This is a genomic window from Plectonema radiosum NIES-515, from assembly GCF_025753815.1.
Classification (GTDB): Bacteria; Cyanobacteriota; Cyanobacteriia; order Cyanobacteriales; family Nostocaceae; genus Hassallia; species Hassallia radiosum_A.
On the sequence record NZ_JAOWRF010000300.1, the window covers coordinates 1 to 22,423 of the forward strand.

21 protein-coding genes are annotated in these 22,423 nt (G+C 40.2%); 7 read left to right on the plus strand and 14 right to left on the minus strand.

Features of this window, described 5'->3' with window-relative positions; all coding sequences use genetic code 11:
• A partial coding sequence (locus OGM63_RS21105; RefSeq protein WP_445974566.1) for a glycoside hydrolase family 38 N-terminal domain-containing protein occupies positions 1-1,625 on the minus strand: 1,625 nt, incomplete at its 3' end.
• A gap of 104 nt (positions 1,626-1,729) precedes the next feature.
• Here OGM63_RS21105 and OGM63_RS21110 point away from each other — a divergent pair.
• Positions 1,730-3,394, plus strand: a complete 1,665-nt coding sequence (locus OGM63_RS21110) for a hypothetical protein (protein ID WP_263747620.1) — start codon at positions 1,730-1,732, stop codon at positions 3,392-3,394.
• A gap of 250 nt (positions 3,395-3,644) precedes the next feature.
• Here the strand turns inward: OGM63_RS21110 and OGM63_RS21115 are convergent, their stop codons facing one another.
• The 3 genes from OGM63_RS21115 to OGM63_RS21125 all read right to left on the minus strand — a co-directional run bounded on the left by OGM63_RS21115 (position 3,645) and on the right by OGM63_RS21125 (position 6,157).
• Entirely contained in the window at positions 3,645-5,033 is a 1,389-nt protein-coding gene (locus OGM63_RS21115) for a UDP-N-acetylmuramoyl-tripeptide--D-alanyl-D-alanine ligase (RefSeq protein ID WP_263747639.1), read from the minus strand.
• Between the two features lie 360 nt (positions 5,034-5,393).
• The gene (locus OGM63_RS21120; RefSeq protein ID WP_263747621.1) at positions 5,394-5,840 is read right to left on the minus strand and encodes a tellurite resistance TerB family protein; all 447 of its coding nucleotides are present in this window, start codon (positions 5,838-5,840) and stop codon (positions 5,394-5,396) included.
• 179 nt (positions 5,841-6,019) lie between these two features.
• The gene (locus OGM63_RS21125; protein ID WP_263747622.1) at positions 6,020-6,157 is read right to left on the minus strand and encodes a hypothetical protein; all 138 of its coding nucleotides are present in this window, start codon (positions 6,155-6,157) and stop codon (positions 6,020-6,022) included.
• Between the two features lie 284 nt (positions 6,158-6,441).
• On the opposite strand from OGM63_RS21125, the gene OGM63_RS21130 reads away from it, so the two are divergent.
• Entirely contained in the window at positions 6,442-6,972 is a 531-nt protein-coding gene (locus OGM63_RS21130) for a GNAT family N-acetyltransferase (RefSeq protein ID WP_263747623.1), read from the plus strand.
• Between the two features lie 155 nt (positions 6,973-7,127).
• Here the strand turns inward: OGM63_RS21130 and OGM63_RS21135 are convergent, their stop codons facing one another.
• Positions 7,128-7,928, minus strand: a complete 801-nt coding sequence (locus tag OGM63_RS21135; RefSeq protein WP_263747624.1) for a DUF1868 domain-containing protein — start codon at positions 7,926-7,928, stop codon at positions 7,128-7,130.
• 118 nt (positions 7,929-8,046) lie between these two features.
• Here OGM63_RS21135 and holA point away from each other — a divergent pair, with 118 nt between their 5' ends.
• Both holA and OGM63_RS21145 read left to right on the plus strand, forming a co-directional pair.
• Positions 8,047-9,030, plus strand: coding sequence for a DNA polymerase III subunit delta (holA, locus tag OGM63_RS21140; RefSeq protein ID WP_263747625.1), 984 nt, complete (start codon positions 8,047-8,049; stop codon positions 9,028-9,030).
• Positions 9,031-9,190: 160 nt separating this feature from the next.
• On the plus strand, positions 9,191-9,601 hold the full coding sequence (locus tag OGM63_RS21145; protein WP_263747626.1) for a DUF4168 domain-containing protein: 411 nt from the start codon (positions 9,191-9,193) through the stop codon (positions 9,599-9,601).
• A gap of 262 nt (positions 9,602-9,863) precedes the next feature.
• On the opposite strand, the gene OGM63_RS21150 is transcribed toward OGM63_RS21145, so the two are convergent.
• The 5 genes from OGM63_RS21150 to OGM63_RS21170 all read right to left on the minus strand — a co-directional run bounded on the left by OGM63_RS21150 (position 9,864) and on the right by OGM63_RS21170 (position 14,481).
• Positions 9,864-10,472, minus strand: coding sequence for a helix-turn-helix transcriptional regulator (locus OGM63_RS21150; protein ID WP_263747627.1), 609 nt, complete (start codon positions 10,470-10,472; stop codon positions 9,864-9,866).
• A 166-nt stretch (positions 10,473-10,638) separates the two neighbouring features.
• Positions 10,639-10,848: a hypothetical protein gene (locus OGM63_RS21155; RefSeq protein ID WP_263747628.1), complete on the minus strand. Its 210-nt coding sequence runs from the start codon at positions 10,846-10,848 to the stop codon at positions 10,639-10,641.
• Between the two features lie 105 nt (positions 10,849-10,953).
• Positions 10,954-11,883, minus strand: a complete 930-nt coding sequence (locus tag OGM63_RS21160) for an ATP-binding protein (protein WP_263747629.1) — start codon at positions 11,881-11,883, stop codon at positions 10,954-10,956.
• Positions 11,884-12,002: 119 nt separating this feature from the next.
• The gene (locus OGM63_RS21165) at positions 12,003-13,205 is read right to left on the minus strand and encodes an AAA family ATPase (RefSeq protein ID WP_263747630.1); all 1,203 of its coding nucleotides are present in this window, start codon (positions 13,203-13,205) and stop codon (positions 12,003-12,005) included.
• A 283-nt stretch (positions 13,206-13,488) separates the two neighbouring features.
• Positions 13,489-14,481, minus strand: a complete 993-nt coding sequence (locus tag OGM63_RS21170) for an RNA ligase (ATP) (RefSeq protein ID WP_263747631.1) — start codon at positions 14,479-14,481, stop codon at positions 13,489-13,491.
• Positions 14,482-15,315: 834 nt separating this feature from the next.
• On the opposite strand from OGM63_RS21170, the gene OGM63_RS21175 reads away from it, so the two are divergent.
• The gene (locus OGM63_RS21175; RefSeq protein ID WP_263747632.1) at positions 15,316-15,771 is read left to right on the plus strand and encodes a response regulator; all 456 of its coding nucleotides are present in this window, start codon (positions 15,316-15,318) and stop codon (positions 15,769-15,771) included.
• A gap of 1 nt (position 15,772) precedes the next feature.
• On the opposite strand, the gene OGM63_RS21180 is transcribed toward OGM63_RS21175, so the two are convergent.
• The 3 genes from OGM63_RS21180 to OGM63_RS21190 form a co-directional block, all read right to left on the minus strand.
• Positions 15,773-16,210: a Na-translocating system protein MpsC family protein gene (locus OGM63_RS21180; protein ID WP_263747633.1), complete on the minus strand. Its 438-nt coding sequence runs from the start codon at positions 16,208-16,210 to the stop codon at positions 15,773-15,775.
• A gap of 257 nt (positions 16,211-16,467) precedes the next feature.
• Positions 16,468-17,604 (minus strand): sensor histidine kinase, encoded by a 1,137-nt coding sequence (locus OGM63_RS21185; RefSeq protein WP_263747634.1) that lies wholly within the window; start codon positions 17,602-17,604, stop codon positions 16,468-16,470.
• A 26-nt stretch (positions 17,605-17,630) separates the two neighbouring features.
• Entirely contained in the window at positions 17,631-18,947 is a 1,317-nt protein-coding gene (locus tag OGM63_RS21190) for a hybrid sensor histidine kinase/response regulator (RefSeq protein WP_263747635.1), read from the minus strand.
• A gap of 763 nt (positions 18,948-19,710) precedes the next feature.
• On the opposite strand from OGM63_RS21190, the gene OGM63_RS21195 reads away from it, so the two are divergent.
• Positions 19,711-20,433, plus strand: coding sequence for a response regulator (locus OGM63_RS21195; RefSeq protein WP_263747636.1), 723 nt, complete (start codon positions 19,711-19,713; stop codon positions 20,431-20,433).
• Between the two features lie 62 nt (positions 20,434-20,495).
• Here OGM63_RS21195 and OGM63_RS21200 read toward each other — a convergent pair whose 3' ends face one another.
• Positions 20,496-21,857 carry a lipid-A-disaccharide synthase-related protein gene (locus OGM63_RS21200; RefSeq protein WP_263747637.1) on the minus strand — a complete coding sequence of 454 codons (1,362 nt, stop codon included), beginning with the start codon at positions 21,855-21,857 and terminating at the stop codon, positions 20,496-20,498.
• Between the two features lie 154 nt (positions 21,858-22,011).
• Here OGM63_RS21200 and OGM63_RS21205 point away from each other — a divergent pair.
• Positions 22,012-22,423: hypothetical protein (locus OGM63_RS21205; protein WP_263747638.1), on the plus strand; the 412-nt coding region annotated here is incomplete at its 3' end.

A 22,423-nucleotide genomic window follows, 5' to 3' on the forward strand; every position in this document is an offset into this window, starting at 1 on the left:
GCAGAAGACGGAATAGCATATACCCTAGGGTCTCGTGGGCTCGGAGATGTGTATAAGGGCCAGGGGGAGAGGGGGGGAGTGGGAGAGGGGGGGAAAGATGTTTCCCATGTTCCGGTGTCTCCAAGGAGTCCCCCTTGTCCTCCTTGTCCTTCTTGTCCCCCTTGTCTGCTTGTCTGCTTAATCTGCTGCAAATACTTCTCTGCTGTGGTGAATTCTAACTTCGGGAAGAAAGGTGATTTTGAAAAGCGTTGAGCCGTTTCTAACATATCACGAGTCGGACCGCCGCCGTGATCGCCGACACCAGGAAGCCAGAGACAATCTTCTAAACCAGTTTGAATTTGCCATTCACAAGCATATGATGCCATTTTTACCGGATCGATGCCTTCCCCGATAAGCGCAGACATATAACTAAATACTTCACTTCCATCAGGCGATCGCCACCAAAAAGCGCCATAATCAAACTTAGTCGTATCATTCCAGCGCAACTTCTGAGTCACAAAAAACTCAATTCCAGCCATTGCCAAAAACTGCGGTAAAGTTGCACAGAAACCAAAAGTATCCGGAACCCATACTATAGTCGAAATCTTGCCGAATTTTTCTAATACATAGCGTTGACCATATAGTAACTGACGAGCGATCGCTTCACCCGAAATCAAATTAAGTTCCGGTTCAACCCAAAAACCCCCCAAAACCTCCCAACGTCCACCCGCAATCGCCTTTTTAATCCCTGCAAACAAATCAGGACGATATTCTTCCACCCAAGCATAAAGCGCTGGAGTCGAATGACAAAAAATCAACTCCGGAAAATCCTCTTGCAACCTCAAAACCGACTCAAAAGTACTTTGTGCAGCCTGCCAAGTTTCACTCACCCGCCATAACCATGCTAAATCAAGGTGAGCATGACCCAACAGATAGATTTTGGATATTAGATTCTCGATTTTCGATTCAACAAGATTTTGACGCATCGCCAAAAGTCTTCTTTCCAACTCTTCCTCTGCGTCCTTGGCGCCTCTGCGGTTCGTTATCTCCTTCACAACCCCTGCCAAAACACCCAACTTATTCGGCGCAAACCTTTCTAAAAAACACAACAACACAGCCAATTCATCAGCCAAAAAACCCGGATCTAAAGCATTATTAGATTCATACACCAAAAGCGATCGCATCAAAGCCCCATCACAATGTCCCGGACTTCTCAACCGCACAGCAACAATAAACTCCTCCCCCAGCATCACCCCCCGACTCAATAACACCCTCGGCGAACAATCAAACAAATCACCCTCAACCACCAACTCACCATTCACATAAACCTTAGCAGAATCTGCCCACCAAGTCAGCGCCAACCGCAAACACAAACCAGTCAAAGGAAAAGAATGTAAATTCTGAGGAACTATTAACTTTTGCGCCAACCATAGCACTTTTCGCCCCTCAACCCAAGCAACATGTCCTTTCTCATTCAACTCAACAGGTGTCCAAAAAGACAATTCCGATGCTGTAATATCCGCAACAGCTAAATCAGCTTCCTTATATACCCAGGTAGACTGAACATTTACTTGGCAACAAGAGCGCAACTGCTCAATTGCTTCCACAATCAATTTAGTATCAGATGAAAGTACAGGAAGGGTCATATTTTCGCTAAGATGATGGCAATTACTATAATTAACAGCTTGTCGTATTTATTGTTTGACGCAAATCCAATAAATAACAAAGCGCTCAATAAAAGTTCATCACTATGCCTTCTGCTTCCTCCAATCGTTATCAAAGCAGACTATTTAACTTTGTCCACCGACAATCGCGGCGTTTAGGCGATCGCTTGGATAGCACTTTTCGCCATCTGCAAGTCGCGACAAAATGGTCATTACAAGCACTGCTTTATCCAGTAGTTATGTTGGTGCAAAAAGCAGTCGAATCAGCAGGTAAACAACTGCACCCCCAAGCGCCACAAAACAGGCTACAGTTAGAAGCAAATAATAGTCCTTCTCAACCAGAAACTCCCCCAGCTACTGATACACCGATTCAACGAGTGTTACAAGCGCTCTTAGACTCCTTGGAGACACAAAGACAGGGAGACAAGGAGAATGTAAGTAAAAACATCTTAGGATTTTGGTGGTTGAAATTTTTTCCCAATCAACCCAGCACATCTAGTCTGACTTACTCCTCAGTAGAAGACTGCTTAGAGACACAAAGACAGGGAGACAAGGAGAATGTAAGTAAAAACTTCTTGGGATTTTGGTGGTTGAAATTTTTTCCCAATCAACCCAGCACATCTAGTCTGACTTACTCTTCAACGGTTCCAGATACTCCCAAGCGTCATCTAACGACAGTGCGGGGAATAGCCAGCCAGTTGGAAAATCGCAATTTGGTACTCGTCAACGCCGAAAATGAAATTATCGATATTTTAACACCCCAACAACAAGAAAAATTACAAGATAGAATTATTGGCGAAATTGCAGATTACTGGCATTCTTGGCGGTTGGCTAGAGAAAAACAAGAAACAGAGGTGTTACCAGAAATTGAGCGGTTGTTGACAAAGCTAACAGGTAATGATACAGTCCAACCTGCGTTAATTGAAGCAACGGAAACACAACTTTTAGTTAAGTCTGATGAAGTGCTCGCATTTCTTGATGCATCTGTGGCGAAGTTAGAATCAAATTTAACGCCTTTGTCTGGTGCCACATTAGCTGTGCAACAACGCAGCTGGGAAATTATTAAAGTTGCCCAAACTCAGTTAGACAGGTTTCTTTACGGGAAAGAATTAACAGTTCCTGGTGAAGATATTCAAAGCGATCGCTTGCGAATTCAGGCAATAATTGAAGCTGCGATCAATTACTTTTTTGGACAACGCACTGGTAGAAAACTCGACGCATCCCCAGCAGCATCTGTTAGCCGTCAGTTGCCAAACCAAGATTTAGTCGCAGATCCAAGGCTTAGTTGGAATAATTTATTTGGCAATTTGGAACTGATTCAGGAAGAAGTTACACAAACAACAAATCCGGCAATACCTGCAAGTCAATCACCAGGGTATCTACAAAACTGGCTTAATAGTTACCAAAATATCCCGATAAAACCAGCTTCAAAATTAGTCAAACGGCAAAAACCAACTACCAACTTAACTCGATCTGAAAAAGCATCTGGAAAAGTCGTCACTAGAAAATCAACTGAGTCGAAGATTTCCCAGGTTCAAAGTAACAAAGGGGAAATTTCTCCAAAGCAGCGTTTTCAAACAACTGAAATTGAGGCTAAACCAGATTGGATAGAAACCAAAGCAACATCAATCGGGTATGAAAAGCATCCTTTAGAGCTAATTTTAGCATGGCTTGATGCCGCGTTGCTTTGGTTAGAGGAGAAGTTTGTGAGATTTTTTCAGTCGTTGCAGCAGTTTTGGGTAGGGAAATAGTCAGGATGCCGAAACCTGCGGGAATTCAAATTCCTGGCTGAGGCGCCTAAGTCTATTTATTTTCGGCATTCTTACCCACCCAGAACTGAAGTTCCACAGCTGATAGCTAAAGTCAACTATAGTTGACTGAATATGTTAGTCGTCTTGAGAGGACTTTAGCTATCAGCTTGAGATTTTAATCTCAGATTTAGTTGACTGAATATGTTAGTCGTCTTGAGAGGACTTTAGCTATCAGCCTGAGATTTTAATCTCAGGTTGACTTAAGTGCTTGTTGAGACTGTAATGAACTACTAAATTCGGCACGAAACTGCTTGACAACGCGATCTAAACCTACCGAATGTGCAGCTTTGAAAAGTAAACGATCGCCTTTTGTGACAAACTCTTTCAATCGAGCAACTAAAAGTGCGTGAGTTACAAAGCATTCCGATGGAATACCTTTAGCGCTGAGTGCATATTCTTGGGCATCTTCTCCGTCAACCAACACCAGCAAACCGTCTAAATTCAACTTTCGCACCATTTCTCCCACAGAGGAGTGCAATTGTTGCGATCGCTCTCCCAATTCTTTCATTGCACCTAACACGGCAATCTTCCGTTTACCGGGTGTATCTGCCAATAATTGCAACGCTGCCATCATAGCTTCTGGTGCAGCATTATATGTTTCATCTAATATTATCACATCATTGGGCAAAACAAAACGTTGCGATCGCCCGGAAGGCATATCAACCACAACGCCAGCTTTCAAGCTCGACCAATCAATATTTACGGCTTGGGCTACCGCCAAAGCCGCCATGAAATTGGTCGCATTATGGCGTCCGGGTAACGGTAAAGGCAGTTGGATTTCCCCGACTTTCACAGTCTGATTATCAATTAAAAGCCCCTGAATATCACCTCCAGACAAGCCATAAGTCAAAGTTTTGCCTTGCCACACTTTCGCTGCCGTTGCCATTAATAACGGGTTATCGTGATTAAGAATTGCGATACCAGATGATGGCATTTGCGCTAATAACTCACATTTTGCTTCGGCGATCGCTTCGGTGGAACCGAGTAACTCAATATGCGCTGTTCCCACATTAGTAATTACGGCAATCGTCGGACGGGCAATTTCTGCCAGTTCGGCAATTTGTCCTTTACCGCGCATCGCCATTTCAATTACGGCATAATCATGTTCTGAACTTAATTCTAGAAGAGTTTTTGGGACACCGATTTCATTATTGTAATTTCCATAAGTTTTGTGAACTCGTCCACGGGTTCCCAAGACAGCAGCGATGAGTTCCTTCGTGGTAGTTTTACCTACAGAACCCGTTACCCCAATTACAGGAATATGAAAGCGATCGCGCCACCAAGAAGCGATTTGTTGATATGCTTTGAGGGTATCTTTGACCTGCAAGACAGGAAATCCCGGATTTTCGTATTCAAAATCAACGATAGCAGCTATTGCATTTTTAGCGATCGCCATTGGTACAAACTCGTGTCCATCAAACTTTTCCCCTCGTAAAGCCACAAATACTTCACCCGGTTGTAAAAAACGGGTATCAGTTTGAATAGCGCTACCCAATTGTGTTAACGCAGTTTCAGATAAGTTTACAGGCTGGGCAGAAAGAACTTCAACCAATTGAGTTAAGCTAACAGAACAGGGCATATTATTCAAGATTTTGTATTTCAAAGATACGTTTATTAACTTCTGGAGAGAAATACTCCTTCCGGAAGTCGTGTGAGGACAAAAGCTTCTAAATCCTATAATTCTTTGGTGAAAAACATAAAGTACCGAGGTAAACATTTTTCAACTATAGGACTTACGCAGCAATAACGGAAAAACGAACCGCACTACCAGAAGCAGAGTAAACAGAGGAATAAAGGGTTAAAGAGGTATTTTGCGCTCATTCCTGAACTATCAACACTTAGGTTAAATTGTTTCTCCCCCACTCAAGAGCACTTCACCCCAAAAACAATGCCAAAGAAGCGATCGCTCCTTTGGCACACTTAATTTAGTAAGTTATCTTTATCCCCGGTTTTTGATCGTCATCACCTGGACAACTTGTATGGCAATGTCCCTTGATATACCTAAAGCTTGATATAAATCATTTAAAAAACTATTTTCTTCTTCAGTAACCATACCCGATGCTAACACTAAATCCGCCGTTACCGCAAAAGCCGCTTCCCGTAAGTCGGGGGGCAGAGATTCTTTAGCTGTATCAAATAAAATATTGATACCATCCCGCTGGAGAATTCCTAGGAGTTTGTCAAACAGCCTGTTCATTACATCATTGGGATAACTTCTGAAAAGCTTCATCCGAGACAGAGTAGCCGTAATACCTGTTGTTTCTTCTTGGGAAAGATAACCGTCGCAGGCGATCGCTGCTAGAGTAATAGCTGCAAAGGCTTCTGCTGGAGTGAATGCTTCTTGGACTTGACTTTGTGCGCCAAACATTTTTTTGACTAAACCCATTGTAGTTTGTTCCTTCTTTTAGGTCTGAGTAGCGATGTCGTTACCTGTTCTTTATGTAGTACTTAGGTAATTTAAATAACTAATTTCAACCCTAGTGTTCTTAGTGTTCCCAATAATTCTCAGTAGTGAACACCTGCATCTAAAAGATGTGGAAAACAAGTCTACATCTGGGGTTGGGGTTAGCGTTCTCCTGATTTTTCAATCGTTTCGATGACTGCTAACCCGATACCAGAAGCTGCGATTAGCAGTATGGCTGATACTAAGTAAGCGTTGACAAGCATTTGGAGGGCGTCGTTAAAAAAAATGTAGGTGTTCATTGCTTTCTCTTCCGAATTCTATCTTGTTTAGTGCTATTTCTCTCTTCACATCCTGATTGATGTTTTTCGTTGAGAAACTACTAACATTTGCATCTTAACAAAACTTTAGCTCATAGAGTAGTGCGTTTAGAACTTTTTCTTTTTGAAGATTGGATGAATGCCTAGCATGATTTGGTAAAATACAATACTAAAAAAATAGTAAAAATTACGTCACCTTATACCCACGTATAAATGATTTTATTAATTAGTAAACTCAATAATATGAGGCAATAAAAATACAAAATATGGACTTATTACAGTTAGAAATATCTACAAGTCGTTTATTGTTACAACCGATTTCAATGAAATACAAAGAAGATATTTTTAGTGAATTCAATCAAGAAATTACTACTTATATGTATACCAAACCTCCGAAATATATTTCGGAAACAGAAGATTTTATTAAGGACTCACTAGAAGAAATCAAAAAATGTGAAAACCTTGTGCTTGTTATTTTAAATAAAAAATCTTTCAAATTTTTGGGTTGTACGGGAATCCACGAAATAAATAGTAACGATCCAGAACTTGGTATTTGGCTGAAGAAATCAGCACATGGCAAAGGTTATGGACTAGAGAGTATCATCGCCCTAAAAACATGGGCTGAAGAAAACTTAGATTTTCAATATCTTGTCTATTGTGCCGATAAAGCGAATATTCCCAGTCGTCGTATTCCTGAAAAGCTTGGGGGCAAAATTATTAGAGAATATAAGAAGACAAATTTGAGCGGAAAAGTTTTAAATATCTTAGAGTATGTACTTCCTAAGGCTGGGGACTAGGGATTAGGGACTAGAAAAAGAGTTACAGCAGATTTCACTCCGAAGTTCGTACATATATAAAACCCCTCTCTTTGTAGAGACGTAGCAGTGCTACGTCTCTACGTGTATTCGATCTTATCGCGATAGGCTGCTGTATTACCCCCTCCCCCTAAATACTATCCCGGACTAATAACTAAAACTGGCAAGTCTGATTGGCGATAATAGCGCGTCATGTCGTCAAACTTTCGCAATTCGGCACGACTTACCAAAAATTCTGGTGAATTTCCTAACCATTGTTGATTTAACTCAGAAAGCATTGTACTTAAGCTTGTGCGGTCTAAATCGGGCGATATCTCGCCAAAATAGCCTAATGTAATGTGTGCTGTAAAGTGATAATGCTGTTCAATGCCTAAAGCAACTAGTTGGGGATTTTGATAAATAGTCCGACGCAAGTTAATAATCTGCTCGTAACAGCTTTCATCTTGGGGTACCAAACAAACACCTATAGCTCTTGGCATTACAATTAGTCCTAACATCTGCCAGCAAATCAGATTATTTCCGTTTGTGATGGATTGTTGATATTGCTGAAAGATTTCCGCAATGCAAGAGCGTAACTCTTGTTCAAATTCGGGATTTTTTTCGCAGGCATCGCGGTAAGCACTATCCCAAATTAAGTCTGCCAAAGTTAGATGAAAGCTCCTAGAAGGTACAGGAACAATCAAATTCGGGTTTTTTGACAGCTGCAACAGTTGGTGTTGGTAAGCTTGTAATTTGGTATAGAAAGCAGAGTTTTCCGATTCTTCCTCCCAGGGTGGGGTAATTATCGTATACCCAGGAAAGGGTACAGCAAGTCTAGGTCCCTCAACATGGGGCTGAAACTTGAAAGATTCCTGGATATGCTGGATTTGGGATCTATAAGCTTCTGGCAGCGTCATTCTTGCTACCCGATTTAAGTAAGTTTGATAATTGTCGTCCAATCTTTAATGCCTCCCGCACTCACGTTTATTGATTTTAGGGAAATTTATCGTGATTTAAAAAGTATTTAGCTTTTCACAGCACTCAAGAAGCGATGATATTTTCAATTGAGGTTGCTCTATGCCAGTTTACGTTTACTGGGGTGAGGATGATTTTTCCATCGAAAAGGCGATCGCTATGCTGCGATCGCGCATCCTCGATCCCAATTGGATCAGTTTTAATTACACTTCAATTTCCCCAGATCAGCCCGATGCTGCGATAATAGCGCTAAATCAAGTTATGACACCGATTTTTGGTGCTGGTGGACGCTTGGTATGGCTGATCAATACTACTATCAGTCAGAACTGCCCAGATAATGTCTTCACAGAATTACAGAGAACGCTGCCAGTAATTCCGGAAAATTCATTTTTATTGCTTACAAGTCGCAATAAACTAGATGAACGTCTGAAATCGACAAAATTACTGAAACAATATGCTAAAGAATTCCGGGAATTTCCCCTGATACCAACTTGGAAGACGGAATTACTGCTGCAATCAGTGAATCAAGCGGCTGAAATCGTTGGTGTGAAGCTCAGTCCCAAATGTGCGGAACTTTTAGCAGAGTCTGTAGGTAATGATACACGCCTGTTATACAATGAGTTGGAGAAGTTACGGCTTTATACTGAAGGCAGCAATCAGCCTTTAGAGGTTGACATAGTTGCTCGGCTAGTCAGAAATACTACACACAACAGCTTTCAATTGGCAGATGCAATCATTATGGGGGACACAGCCAAAGCTTTAACAACCTTAAAAGATCTGATGAATGCTTCTGAACCTGGTTTGCGGATAGTAGCTACACTGATTAGTCGATTTCGCACATGGTTGTGGGTAAAAATTATGATTTCAAGTGGAGAGCAAAATCAACAAGCGATCGCTCAAGCTGCTGAGATAGGCAATCCCAAGCGGATTTACTTTTTACAGCAAGAAATAAAGTCTGTTTCTTTGCCACAACTTATTTCTACTTTACCCGTACTATTAGAGTTAGAAGTTAGTCTCAAACAAGGAGCTTCCGAGATATCAACACTGCAAACTAAAGTTATCGAACTTTGTCAGTTATACCGATAAAGCTGACAATAAATATAAAGCTTTTATGGATTATCTCTTTTCTTGGAACTTCTAACTTCTAAAATAATTCAAAGTTCTTAAGATATCCCTACTGTATTTCTGTGTCCGCTCGCATATGAACATTATTTCCTGTTTATTTTTTCGACCAAGAAAGCAACTAATGCTGGAAAAATCTTTTTTATTTGGCGCTATAGCCTCCGTGGGTCTAGCTTCTAGCGCTTTTGCCTTCACTTCCCAAGTTGATGCTCAAACTCCAGCTGAAATTAGAAATTATGCCAAATCAGTCTTAGCAATGGAGCCAGAGCGACGCCAAGCATTTGAAGAAATTAAAAAACTTATTGGCGGTAGGGAAATTCCCCAGATTGTTTGTAGCGACTCCAACAGCCTCAGCGGTTTGCCAAACAAGGCGCGAGATATTGCGGTAAATTATTGTAATCGCTCTCAAAAAATAGTTGAACAAAATGGTCTCAGCATTGATAATTTTAACAAGATTACTAGAGACCTACAAGGTAATGAAAAATTAAAAACTGATGTTTACAATACACTACTTGATTTGCAAAAAAAACCTTAATTTTCTCGTTGAGGCACCAGAGGGAGAGGGAGAGTTATTGAGAAAGTTTGAAGCTTTTGTTCCAAATTTTCAGCATTGCAAATTGTAAGCGCAACAGATTACCCACAGCGGCAAAACCCCTCATACAAGCGCAGAGGGGTCAAATGTGTTCTTCATTTTTATTCGCCATTGCAGATATATCAATCTTAATTGATTCGTGAAACTGTTAACAAAGTGGTGAATAATTGTATTTCACTAATCAATATTGAATTGTTGATTTTTCTTAGTTTTCGCTGTGAATATTCGCTTGTCGCTTGGCGTGAATGTTCTTCATGTGCTTTTTGACGGTATTTAAGCTAATATAAAGCTGTATGGCAATTTCTTTGTAGCTGTAGTTAAAGCGATAAAGAAGCCAAATTTCTGCTTCTCGTGGTGTTAAGTCGTATTTTTTGACTTCAGCGATCGCTACATTTTTTAATGTCTCACATTTATTTTCGATTGTCACCAACAAGCAAGGACGTTGTAACGGATCTACATCTAGCCATCTTACCCGCAAGCGAAAAATATTTAACTTATTAAGCACAATCTCATCGGAGAGAATGATGTGTTGGTTGGGAAATAAACTCCAATCAATTAACGATTTGCAATGATGCCAAATGGCTGGTGGTACAAAGTTAGCCTGAGAAATGCCTTGACTTATTTGACCACAAATGCTTCTTGCCGATGCGTTAGCATGAACGATTTCTCCTATCTCGGTCAAGATTAAGATGCCATCTTGTAAGCCTTCAATTACTTTTTGTAAAAAATCTACTTGTTTTGTTTTAGAATTAGCATGATTGAGTTCTAGTGATTCAACGGCTGTTGTTGTTAATGTGTTTGTTATGCTTATCATATTAAATGCTTCAATTTTCAAAACACTATTTATTTAATAGGTTTGATTTGCAGAAATATATGCACGCTGAGTTATCTGCATGACTCAAGGCATACGGAAAAAAATAACATTTGACCTTATCCGCTGATAAAATTGACTTGCATCCTCATATCGATGGACTTTCATTTCAATTACCCAAATTTTCTTTGCCAGTAGCACTGCTCATTTGTTCTCGCAAAATAGCAACTTGAAAAATGATAATTTTCTCCATTGCTCCACCTTCCATAGTTCCCATCCAGCGAATCATAGAAGAGAGAAATAGTTCTTTCAAGTAAGCGAAAGAAAAGCCATCTGTCATTGCAACTATCTGATTTAAAACATCTTCAGATAGACGCATTGCACTTTGCAGACGATTGTTCCAAAATTCTATGTAAGCTTGTCGTACTGTGATGTCTGGCAGTTCAAAATGATACTTGCGGTCAAAACGACTGGGGCGATACTCTTACAGAGTCACTCCGTGAACGCGAATTGCGGAATCTAATCTTTCAGGGTGATTGGTTGTCGCAATAGTGACAATTCCCTCATTATATGCAAAACCATCAAGTTCATTCAAAAAGAACGAGCGATTTTCATCAGTTAATAAAGAATCAATATCTTCTAAAACCAAAATACAAGGAGCAGATTGTCGTGCTTTTTTGAAGACTTTACGGATGTTTTCGCTATCAGTGTCATACTCTGACTTAAAGCTTTTAATGTACAAGCAAGGTTGCTGCATTTTATTAATTAATGCTTTGACTGTGTGCGTCTTGCCATTTCCTGGGGAACCGATAAACAAAATTCCTCGCTTCCAAGGTACATTATAAGCTGCGTAAGTTTCGCGAGATGCAAAGAAGTTTATTAAGTCGTCTTGAATGTCTTGTTTGAGAGTACCATGCAAGATGAGATTATCAAAAGTTGCGCTTTTAATTGCTTGAAACAGGTCGGGATTTTTTGCCCAGTAACCATCTTCAAATACTAAAACTTCGTCGCGAATTTCTGAGTTCCAATCACAAACAGCAGTAAAAAAGCTTTCGGCAATCTCTTTGCTATCAGCTAAAATCCAGTAATAGCGAATTTTACAATAACCTTCATGCCAACTCATTAAAAGTACGTCAAATTTATGCCCTTGCCATATCACCTGTAAGTTAGCATTTTCAGTATAATTGTCAATTTTATTCTCCATTCCATCCCAGCCAGTGATAATCTGGTTGTGGATAAATGTTTGTTGGTGAAGAAAGCAAAAGTTTGCTTCTGCATACTTCTCTAAATCAAATGTAGAATCGCTACCTTCTACCAGTGCTTTTTTGGGATAAAGCGCGGCTAAGTATTGACTTACATGGTAGGCGATCGCATTATTAGGAAGGCTAAGTGCTTCTGTTATCAGTTGTTGCATTTTCACGTTTATTTAGTCCCCTGGTTGTGGCACGATCGTCAGTACCCTTGGTAATTGTCTACAAGACATCTAGGACAAATTCCTGATATTAATATTATTTAAGACTTCGTTTGTCAAGCTTAAACAAATTTTTGCTCAAACTTATACATCAAATCTATCCTGCCTTTACGTAACATTGCGGGGTCTAATCTTTCAGTTGTGTTGCAAGTCATCAAGATAACCAAACGCTGTTGCATTTGAATACCAGATTCATCAATTACACTTTGGTATAATGTGCCATCCAGCAAGCTGAGAATGTGTTCGGTTTTATTATTGTATTGCGCTACTTCGCTGGCACGGTCTTGTGCTAAGTTATCAGCTTCGTTGATAATAATACAAATTCTTTCTAAGTATGTGGGTGGGACAAAGTTAGCGATCGCATCGTGATCTAAAATAAAAATCACATACCCTAAAGGCACAAGAATTTCTTTAGCTACAGCTTGCGTCCATGCGGTTTTACCTGTACCTGGTTCCCCATGTACTAAAACTGCTAACTGCTTTTGATTGAGAATCGCTTGTTGTACTGAATCTGTAAAACTTTGGATATCGTCAGGAAAAGTGCGAATGGGAAATTGACTGTGAACCTTACCCACACGACTTTGATATCCACTCAACATCATTGCTAAGTCGAAGGTTGCTTTGTTAATTAATGGGGTTAAAGTTCTTGCCATTAAAGTATATTGTCGTCTTCCGCGATCGTAAGGGTCAATTTGCAACCAAACATCGTGCCCAGACCAGTAAGCATAAACTGTATTTATCACATCTAAGCGCTCCCAGTTAACAAATCGTTGGACTGGAAAATAAAAATCTCGTTCTAAATAATATTGGGTAATAATATCTGGACGACCTAATAATTCTAAAACTCTTAATACAGTAATTTCTTGGAGTCTATTCAGGACGTAATCAATGGGAATACTGTTGCGGCTAACAAATTGAACTATGGGCGTTTCTGTACTTAAAACATCTTTATAGCGATGATCTGGTGAGTTAGGTTCTGGTGTGATGTAATTCCAAAGTTTTTCTATTTCGTAGCGCGTATTATCAGAAACAACATTTAATATATTAGCCCACCAAGCATAATTAGTCCGTCCCAAATTATCAGCAATATTACTTGCTAAATTCAAACTTTTCTGAGTTAATTCTCCTGCGTCAGTATACAACAAATGCCACAAAAATCCCCAGTCAAACTCTCGATTAAATGGGCGCCAACCGCTAGCCAATAAGCTTTGACGATTGTTATTCGTTGGAGCGCCTTCATTTTGTCTAAAATAATCAAAATCCATATTTTAATTTGTGTGGCGGTGGTTGAGTTGTTCTGTTGTAATCTAGGAGATGGTAATATAGCACTATGAACCCCGGCAGGTTAAAACATCTGCCCACTCCCTCGACTGACTGTCGCAAAACCTGCCCACAGCGGTCATGGAGGAGCCTGGGTTAGTATAGCCGAGCCACTACTAGCCATGCCGACAGTCACCCATGTGGCATCTAGGCTTAAGCGCAGCTAGGGCAACTAGGTGCTTTCTAATTATAGTGATTATTCCGGCGATCTTAACCTGCTACTTATGATTAATGTAGTTCAGTTCCACCTTGACGAAGTAGATAGCGATCGCTGATTAATTTCAGCACTACTCTACCTATTTCGGGATGCGTTCTCTCAACTATTGGTTGCACAACAACACCTTCCATCATGCAATTTGGACTTGTGACACTATCAGCATTATTGAACTGAGACACCGTCTGCCAGTTGTAAGCACCAATATAAAGTAAAGGCACTCGTGGGAAATTAAATTCTTCACAAAAATCTACAAACTCATTGTGATTGATAAATTTTCTATCACGACGTACAGCGAATAAAGCAATTTTAATTTTGCCATTGTTTAAGCCGTATTTAATATCTTGTACGCCGTAAATTTCTCCAAAAACCTGAGTATTTAGTGGAAGTTTATGCAAAGCTTCATTCTCGTTGTATGCTCTAATGTAAATTAGAGTTTTATTCGCTTCGCTATTTTTCCAAAAGTAATTGTGACTGCCAATTTTTATGATGCCGTACTCATCAACTAAGACGGTGAAGTTAGTTCCATGTAACTTCTCTGTGACTACTACTTCTTCACCCTCAATTAACACATCTTTGTAACGCTTTAAATTCTCTGGACTGGGGAATTTATAGTGTCCAATAGGACTTTCCATTTCTCCACTCATTCCGCGAGGAATTGGGTATTCGTATTTAGTAACGCCAAAATATTCGGTGTAATCATCTCCGACCTTCCCTGTAAAGTTATCACCTACTGGAATAAGCAATCCTTCAGAAAAAAATCCTCGCAGTTTAGCGGCACGCAGTTTTTTAGAGTAGTAGTTAGCAATGCCAAATTCATCAATAAAACGGTCTGGAATTACGCTATCAATCGGAAAATAAAATGCTAAATCTCCAGTCTGAAAGTTACCTTTGGCGGTGATAACTTGATATGCCATATTTTCAACCGTAGCAATATCTAGCCTATCAGCATTGGGGTGAGGATTAACGCTGTTTATTTTGACTACTTCAACTTGAAAGATGCTCATGCTTCACCTCTTTGAGAATTTTTGCAGATATTTGCCTTTTATTGAAAGATGCAAGTAGAATAATTTAATTTTTTTTTCTTCTTTAATTGCGGTGCAGCGATAACTGCCAATTTGGTCAGTGCAGCTTTAATTTATAAAAATAGTATTTGCGTATGCTGCGATCGCATCTGCCACTATGACGACAGTATTTTTTGAAAGCAACATCCACCAAGCACAAAGATAAAGGTTTTATTTATCCAGTTTTTCGCAAATTTCCTTATATCTGCGATCGCTAACCAGTCATGTGGCTTTTGTCTAACGATTTAGAAATATATGATGCTTTTGTTTATGGCTATTTTATACTACAAATATACTACACATTTGTCAAGGGAGTGGATGGTAATTTTTACAAGCTGCGATACTCCTTTGGAGTCGCTTCGCGATCGCAGCAAAGAAGAAATAAGGAGTGAAGTACGCTAATCTAATACAGCGGGGGCGTAAATCAACCGTGAATGAGTTAATTTTGCCTTGGGTTAGTAGTTTGGGGTTGTTAATCTTGTTTGAGAAAAATGTAATACAGTGGTATAATGTAAAATTATAATTAATTTTCTTAACATTTTCTCAGCAGAGTGCTATTATTTCTTACATTTATCTCATATAATTAAGAAGTGTCCGATCGCTTTGTCAGTTAGATATATTCTTTCCTCGTGCATGTCTTTAGTGGGCAAAGATTATCAGCTTTGAAGGTCGAAACAAGAGCCAGTCTAGAATGAGCGTGCGATCGCTCTCTTGAGTGCCTCCGCTGTTGTCTGTCATAAGAGTTAATCAATTTCAATATCATCTTCTGGAGAAGATATGGATTTGGCACGTTCTTTAATTAGTGAAGAAAAGAAGCCCAACTATCCGCAGCCTTTGATTTTGGCTGTGGAAGACAACGATGATAATTTACTGCTGATTAGCTATACCCTAGAGTCACTTGGTTGTAAACTCATTTGTCAAACAGAGAGTTCTTCAACCCTACTTGTAGCGAAAGAGTATCAGCCAGACTTGATAGTGATGGACATTTTGTTACCTGGTCTGAGTGGTATTGATGTTGTACGTTATCTCAAAAAAGAACCGCTAACTTGTAAAATTCCGGTGATAGCAGTTACAGCTTTAGCAAGCTCGGAAGAACGAGAACGCATCCTCATGGCAGGCTTTGATGGTTATATCAGCAAGCCTTACATGATTGAAGATTTGGAAGCGCTGATTTGCTCTTTCTTAGGTAAAAAGCTCAATCAGGAATTATCTTTTGACCTACAGCAACAGTAGTTTATTCAGCAGATATCTCACTATCGCTTTTATCTGTTGGCTTTTTTTTAGTCTTGGAAGCTGGAGGGGAATTACGAATATTTGGGGTATCTGTGAGTAAAGCTATAATTCCTGTACGTCCTGTCTCTAGTGTGGCATCGCTAAGTAGTTCAACTACCTCGACATTTAATATATCTTCAATTAGTGTTTTGAGTTGAGGTTGAATTGCTTCGTCTAAATCAGATCGGACTTGTTCTGCAAGTTCAATTCGACCGGTTTGCGCTAGTAACTGCTCTGGTTGAGTGATAGAATTTTCCAGGATGATGGTAAGATTGCTATCGGATAACTGACAGGTAACTTTACTCGGCTGATGTCCTAGTTGGTCGCGGTACAAAGCTTGGATACGCTGTGCGAGTGTTCTTTGAATTTGTCCACGGGTTGGGGTTGATGCTGTGGTCATGTGTCGTTGACGGTAAAGATTTAGACAACTACGAATAAGCCAGAAAGTATTGTAATCTACTTTGATTATTGATGACTTTGTGAGTTATCAGCAGTAGTGAGCTCTTGGGATGTAACTCAATTGAGAACTTGAGTTGTAACTGTCCTCATTATAGTAATAGCCACTGCCAAAAATCAGCGTCCAAATGTAGTATTTTTCACTCCTTTTTTATCCCTCTCCTGGTTTATGCAATTTGATATTTCAGATATAGCTAATGACTAATTGCTCAATTGACTTTGCTTTGGTAAGCGCAGAGTAAATACACTCCCCTTACCTACTTCAGAGAAAACTTCAATGGCTCCCCCATGTGCTTCGACAATCAGACGGGATAAATGGAGTCCCAAACCGCTACCAGCGCGTTTATTTCTACCTTGACGAAAGCGCTCGAAAATTGTTGCTTGGTCTTCGGCAGCTATCCCATATCCGGTATCTTCTATCTCAATTGTTACCAAATTTTGGTCGTTATTCTGTGCGGATTCAAAAATCCGAGTTTCTATCCCTCCTGTATCTGTAAACTTAATGGCGTTACCAATTAAGTTGCTGAAAACGCGTCGTAATTCCAAGCGATCGCCTGTAACTACACCTTCTTTCTTTTCACTTAGGTTTTCCAAACCGCTAGTATCTACTTTTAAAGTTAAGCCTTTATCGTTAGCAATTGGATTTAGTTCTTCAACTACTTCAGTTAGCATTTCTGGTAAATTGCAAATTTCGGAATTCAAGGTCTTTTTACCAGCCTCAATCCGATAAACTTCTAGCAGATTGTTCACCATCTGCGTCAAATTGTGGTTGCTGCGAATCATCACAGCGATCGCTTGTTTCATTTCTGGGGAAATCTTGCAGAAAATCTCTTGCTGAAACAAATTTAACATTCGATCCGATGCGACTAACGGAGTTCGCAAATCATGGGTCATCCGCGAAACAAAGTCTTCTCGCTGACGTGCCATTTTTTGTTGTTCGTCAAGACTGTGTTTTAGACGTAGAAGCGATCGCACTCTTGCCAGTAACTCATCTGTATCAAATGGTTTTCTAATAAAATCATCTGCTCCCGCATCCAAACCTTCAACAACGCTAGATTCAGTAAAAGCTGTAATTAACAGAATGGGAATATAAGGTAATTGCGTATTACTACGTATACGTCGTGTAACTTCATACCCATCTATTCCCGGCATCATCACATCAAGCAAAATCAAATCTGGTGGTGATTCTGTAATTTGCTGCAAAGCACTTAGCCCATCTGCGACTAAATCCATCTCAAATCCTTCACTTTCTAAAATTGTCTCAACGAGGATGAGATTATCTGGAGTATCATCAACAGCGAGAATGCGATCAATTTTCAAACTTTCAACAACAGACATGATTTACTGGCTTTTTTAAAGGAATTTTATAGTTTTTGGTTTGGGTATCTCAGCGATGTTTTGCTTTGCGGAGGATACTGAGAATTTTGGTGATCTTGACTACTTAATCTAGGTTCTGTGGGATTTTCGTCTTTGTTCAATAATGATATTTGACGTGGTATTTCAATGCGAAACGTTGAACCATGACCCAACTTACTTTCAATAATAATTTTACCGTCCATCATTTGCACCAGCGAATCTATAATTGCCAAACCCAGACCTGTGCCGGGATATTTGCGGGTGGTGCTTTGATCGATTTGCTGAAATGCTTCAAAAATATGATTTAAATCTTCGACAGCGATACCAATACCTGTATCGCGAATAGCGATCGCTATTTGATTTTGTCCTATTTCTTTAATATCGATCCAAATACAGCCAGACTCTGTAAATTTAATCGCGTTTGAAAGCAAATTCGTGACAATTTGTCGCACACGTGCTGAGTCATTAAACACCATCGGGTTTTGCAACTGGTTTTGAACCAGCACCGTCAGTTTTTTGGCTTCTGCTAGAGAACGCATTTCTGCGACTGTGGCATTAACTATCTTTGATAAATCAAAGATTTTTGGTTTTAACTCTAGATGTCCCGCTTCTAAATGGGAAAAATCAAGAACTTCGTTCAGCAGCACGAGTAAATTTTTGCCATTATTTAAGATTCGCTGCACCATATCTTTTTGCCCAAGTGTCAGTTCCCCAGTCTTGGGACGCAGCAATAATTGCGAAAACCCGATGATGGCATTTAAAGGTGTCCGCAATTCATGAGATATTGTGGCTAAAAACTTAGTTTTCAGCCGCGATGCTTCTAATAATTTCAGGTTTTGTAAGTGAATTTGTTGACGTTGTTTTTCCATCTCATAGTTTTTACGAATCAGTTCCTCGTTAGTTTCTCGAATCTGTCTGTCTGCTAAGGCTATCTGCATTTCTGCCCGGTAAACTCGGATGGCATTTCGCAGAACTTGCGCCAAATTTTCTGAGGATACTCTAGATTTAGAGAGATAATCAGTAGCACCAGCTTTCATTAGTTCCACAGCGATTTGCTCGTCTCCTTGACTGGTGAGAACTACTAAGGGAACTTTGATTTTTGCTCTTCGTATTTTTTGGATCAGTCTTAAGCCATCTTGGTCTGGTAGACGATAGTCGAGGAAAACGCAGTCATAGCTATTATTGTTTAGGGCAGCGATCGCACTTTCACAGTCTTCTACTTCCGACAGTTCCATCCGCACATCGGCTTTTGTGAGAGCGTCACGCACAGCCATGCGATCCACTGTGTCATAGTCTACTAGCAAAATTGAGAGCGTTTCTTCCATCGCCTTGAGTTATCGCTTTCAAATAAACGTTCATGTATAGCATTTTTATTTTCAAATCCATCACGGTAATTTTCTCTTTTATATTTTTTTTAATATTTTTACATTTTCCGGTATTTTATTGGATCTAAATTAGCAAGGTCATAAATTCTACTTTAGTATCTTCACCAGAAATAACCTTAATGGTTATGATGTTGTTCCCTCCACCAGATATGTGAAAAACCAGCGATTTGCACTCTAGCAGGTGTGCTTTTGCCCACAATTATACTCGGTTTGTAGCTTTATTGCCTGCAAGTGCGATCGCCCCTTGTAATACGGTTTTACTTTCACCAATCGCGCAGCAATGCTTGGGGCACGAATTCCAGGGCAAAAGAGAATGATTTGGATCGCACATGAGCGTTAAATGTTATAACTGGGCTTTCTGGGGACTTTGATTTGTTCATTTTAGTGAAAAATCACACTTTTTTATCTTTTTTTGAAGCTTTGGCAAATATTTTATTCCCAAATATTAATTACTGTTTTATGATTCATCATGAAGCTGTAAAAGTTCAAGTTCATCTTAATATTTCATAATTATTCGTCAAATATCTATATATCCTAGGCTAGATTTTTGCTTTGATGCAAAAATAAAAAGAAAAAACAATTATTTCTATCGGTGGATGTATGTTGGTAAAAGAATCATCTATCTTAAGTTTTGAAATTAAGATAAATTGATCGTAAAAGGTCGTAACTTAATATATACAATCAGGATACAGTGGGTATAGCTATGAGCGAAATAAGAATAGTTCTCATTGAAGACCATGATTTAACAAGAATGGGACTACGGGCAGCATTACAGTCTCATAGCGGACTTCAAGTGGTTGGTGAAGCGGCAAACGCTACCCAAGGACTGAAACTTTTGCAAACCACTAAGCCGGATGTGGCAGTTGTGGATATTGGTTTGCCAGACATGGATGGAATTGAACTCACCAGAAAGTTTAAAAGTTTCCAAGAAGAGACAGCAGACCAAGGAACGAAGATCCTGATCCTGACAATGGAACATTCAGAGGATGCGGTGCTGGCTGCTTTTGCGGCGGGTGCAGACTCATATTACATGAAGGATACCAGCATTGATAGATTAATGGAAGCGATCGAAGCGACTCACGAAGGGAACTCGTGGATCGATCCAGCGATCGCTAACGTTGTATTGCGGCAAATGCGTCAAAATTTGCCAGAAGATAACCCACAGTCAAGTCAGCCAAAGACCGTCAAAATTGAAGCATTAGAGACTGAATACGAGCAAGTTTTAGAAACCTACCCACTGACTCAACGAGAATTAGAAATCCTAGAGTTGATTGTTGCGGGTTGTAGCAACGGACAGATTGCCGAAAAACTCTATATTACAGTCGGGACAGTCAAAACCCACGTTCGCAACATCTTAAACAAACTTTGCGCTGATGACCGTACTCAAGCGGCAGTTCGCGCTTTGCGTTCCGGTTTAGTGGCATAATCGCATGTGATATCAATCAGGCATAATCACACACATTGTAGAGACGTTCCGGTGGAACGTCTTTACCCTAAACGATTCTGCAAGCATTCGGCAATACGTCGTGCTGCCCCTGGTTTACCCATGCGTCGCAAACCATTATCAGCGATCGCTTGGAATTTATCTGGATCGTTAAAAAGCGATCGCACGACTTGACCAACTTGGGCGGCTTGCTGTACTAAAATCAAAGATGAACCTAAAAGACGGCTTTGTGCTTCCGCAAATCCAGGGTTATATTGGGGACCATTTCCCGGAATAGCGATCGCACTTTTTCCCAAGCCGATAAATTGTTCTGTGGCTGTCCCTGCCATTGCGATCGCTAAATCTCCTAAATGCAAGCAGTCGTTATAAGCTTGTTGAGTCAAAATCAGATATGCATTTTTTGATTTAAAAGTCAAGGCATTGGTATCAGAAATTTGTACGGGAGATTCAGAGCAAAGGTGCCAGCCTTGAGATTGTAGAGATTGACATAAAATGTTCAAGTCTAAACTGGACGCGATCGCACCTAAAAACACCATAGTTCCAGTATGTGAAAGGTAATCGCGTTTTGAGAAACTTTCCATCACTGAAGAAACTGCAACCATAATTTGTTCCCAATTCCCATAAGCTTCTGGTGGACGAGAACCAGGTAAAAGAGTCACAATTAATGGACGAATTATTTCTTGTTGTTCAGCATCACCACGATAAAATCGTCCTTGAGGAAAACTCGGTTCAAGTCCATCCATCATCGGATTCCCCAAATCAAAAGCCGGAATAGACCACTTTTTTAAGATTTCCGTGGTTAGCGAATCTCTCGGAAATATCGCTTTGCAGTGGGGACGACTCATCAACCAACGTTCCCAAGGATGGTAAACCGAACCGGAAAAATTTTCCCAACGTGCAGCTTTTGATTTGCGTTGCAGTAACCCAACTTCATCCTGCACATAATATTCTGACTTTGCCGTGCCAATAAAAGCATAATTAGCACCGCTCCCCCAAGCAAACAACAGCGGTACAATATCCCCTACAGCTAAAATAGCGCTCTTATTACCTGATTTATTTTGCAAATTTACCCAACTACGCACAGCTTTAATTTGACTCAGGGTAAGTTGCAGTAAACCACCACGCACATCTCGCACTAATTGCCGTCCATCCATGTAAATAAAACCACCAGAAGGCAGAGAACGTACTGAACCAATCAGGGGAATATTTAACTGTTGGTAAGCATATCCTTGACCCACTATAGGCAAAGCGAAGATATCTGGAGGGTTAGGTAGTTGCTGGAGTTCTTGCAAAATGCGGACAGCAATTACATCCTCTCCATGACCATTACTTAAAACAAGTAAACGTAAGGCAGAAGTTGTAGCCGACGAATTTAAATCTAGGGATAACCTAGGTAGATCGCTCATAAGAGAAACAAAAACTCATAATTAACAGTCTGTTTGGGCAAGAGGAATGAATGGGAGTATCAATCATCGGCGTGGAAGCTGGAAGTTAGTATTATTCCCCGGACTACCTCAGTACAAAAGTACAAACTAACTCCCAGGTAATCAGGCTAAAAACATGCAAGTTTCTTCTGCGGCAATTTTGACTTTAGCTACCTTAGCGACTAGCAACGCTACTGTTGCGATAGCTGCACCTTCTATAACTCCCACTCAGCAAGAATTAGCCGGCTTAGTAGTGCCGGTGACTCAAGAAAATACACCTGCACCGATCAAAGCGTACACGCAAAGCGGCTTGTCGCAAGACATCGCATCCCCAGAAACAATAGTCGTCCAACAATTTTCCCAAACTCCGGCTAATAATAACTCAATAGTACCAAAACAAGAGGTTGAGATAGGAGGACAAGGGGACTCCTTGGGGACAGGGGGACTCCTTGGGGACAAGGGGACTCCTTGGGGACTGCGTGATCAAGGAGGACAAGGAGGGATTTCTCCCTCATCCCCAGTGGTACTAATCCCCCCCTCCTCCACTC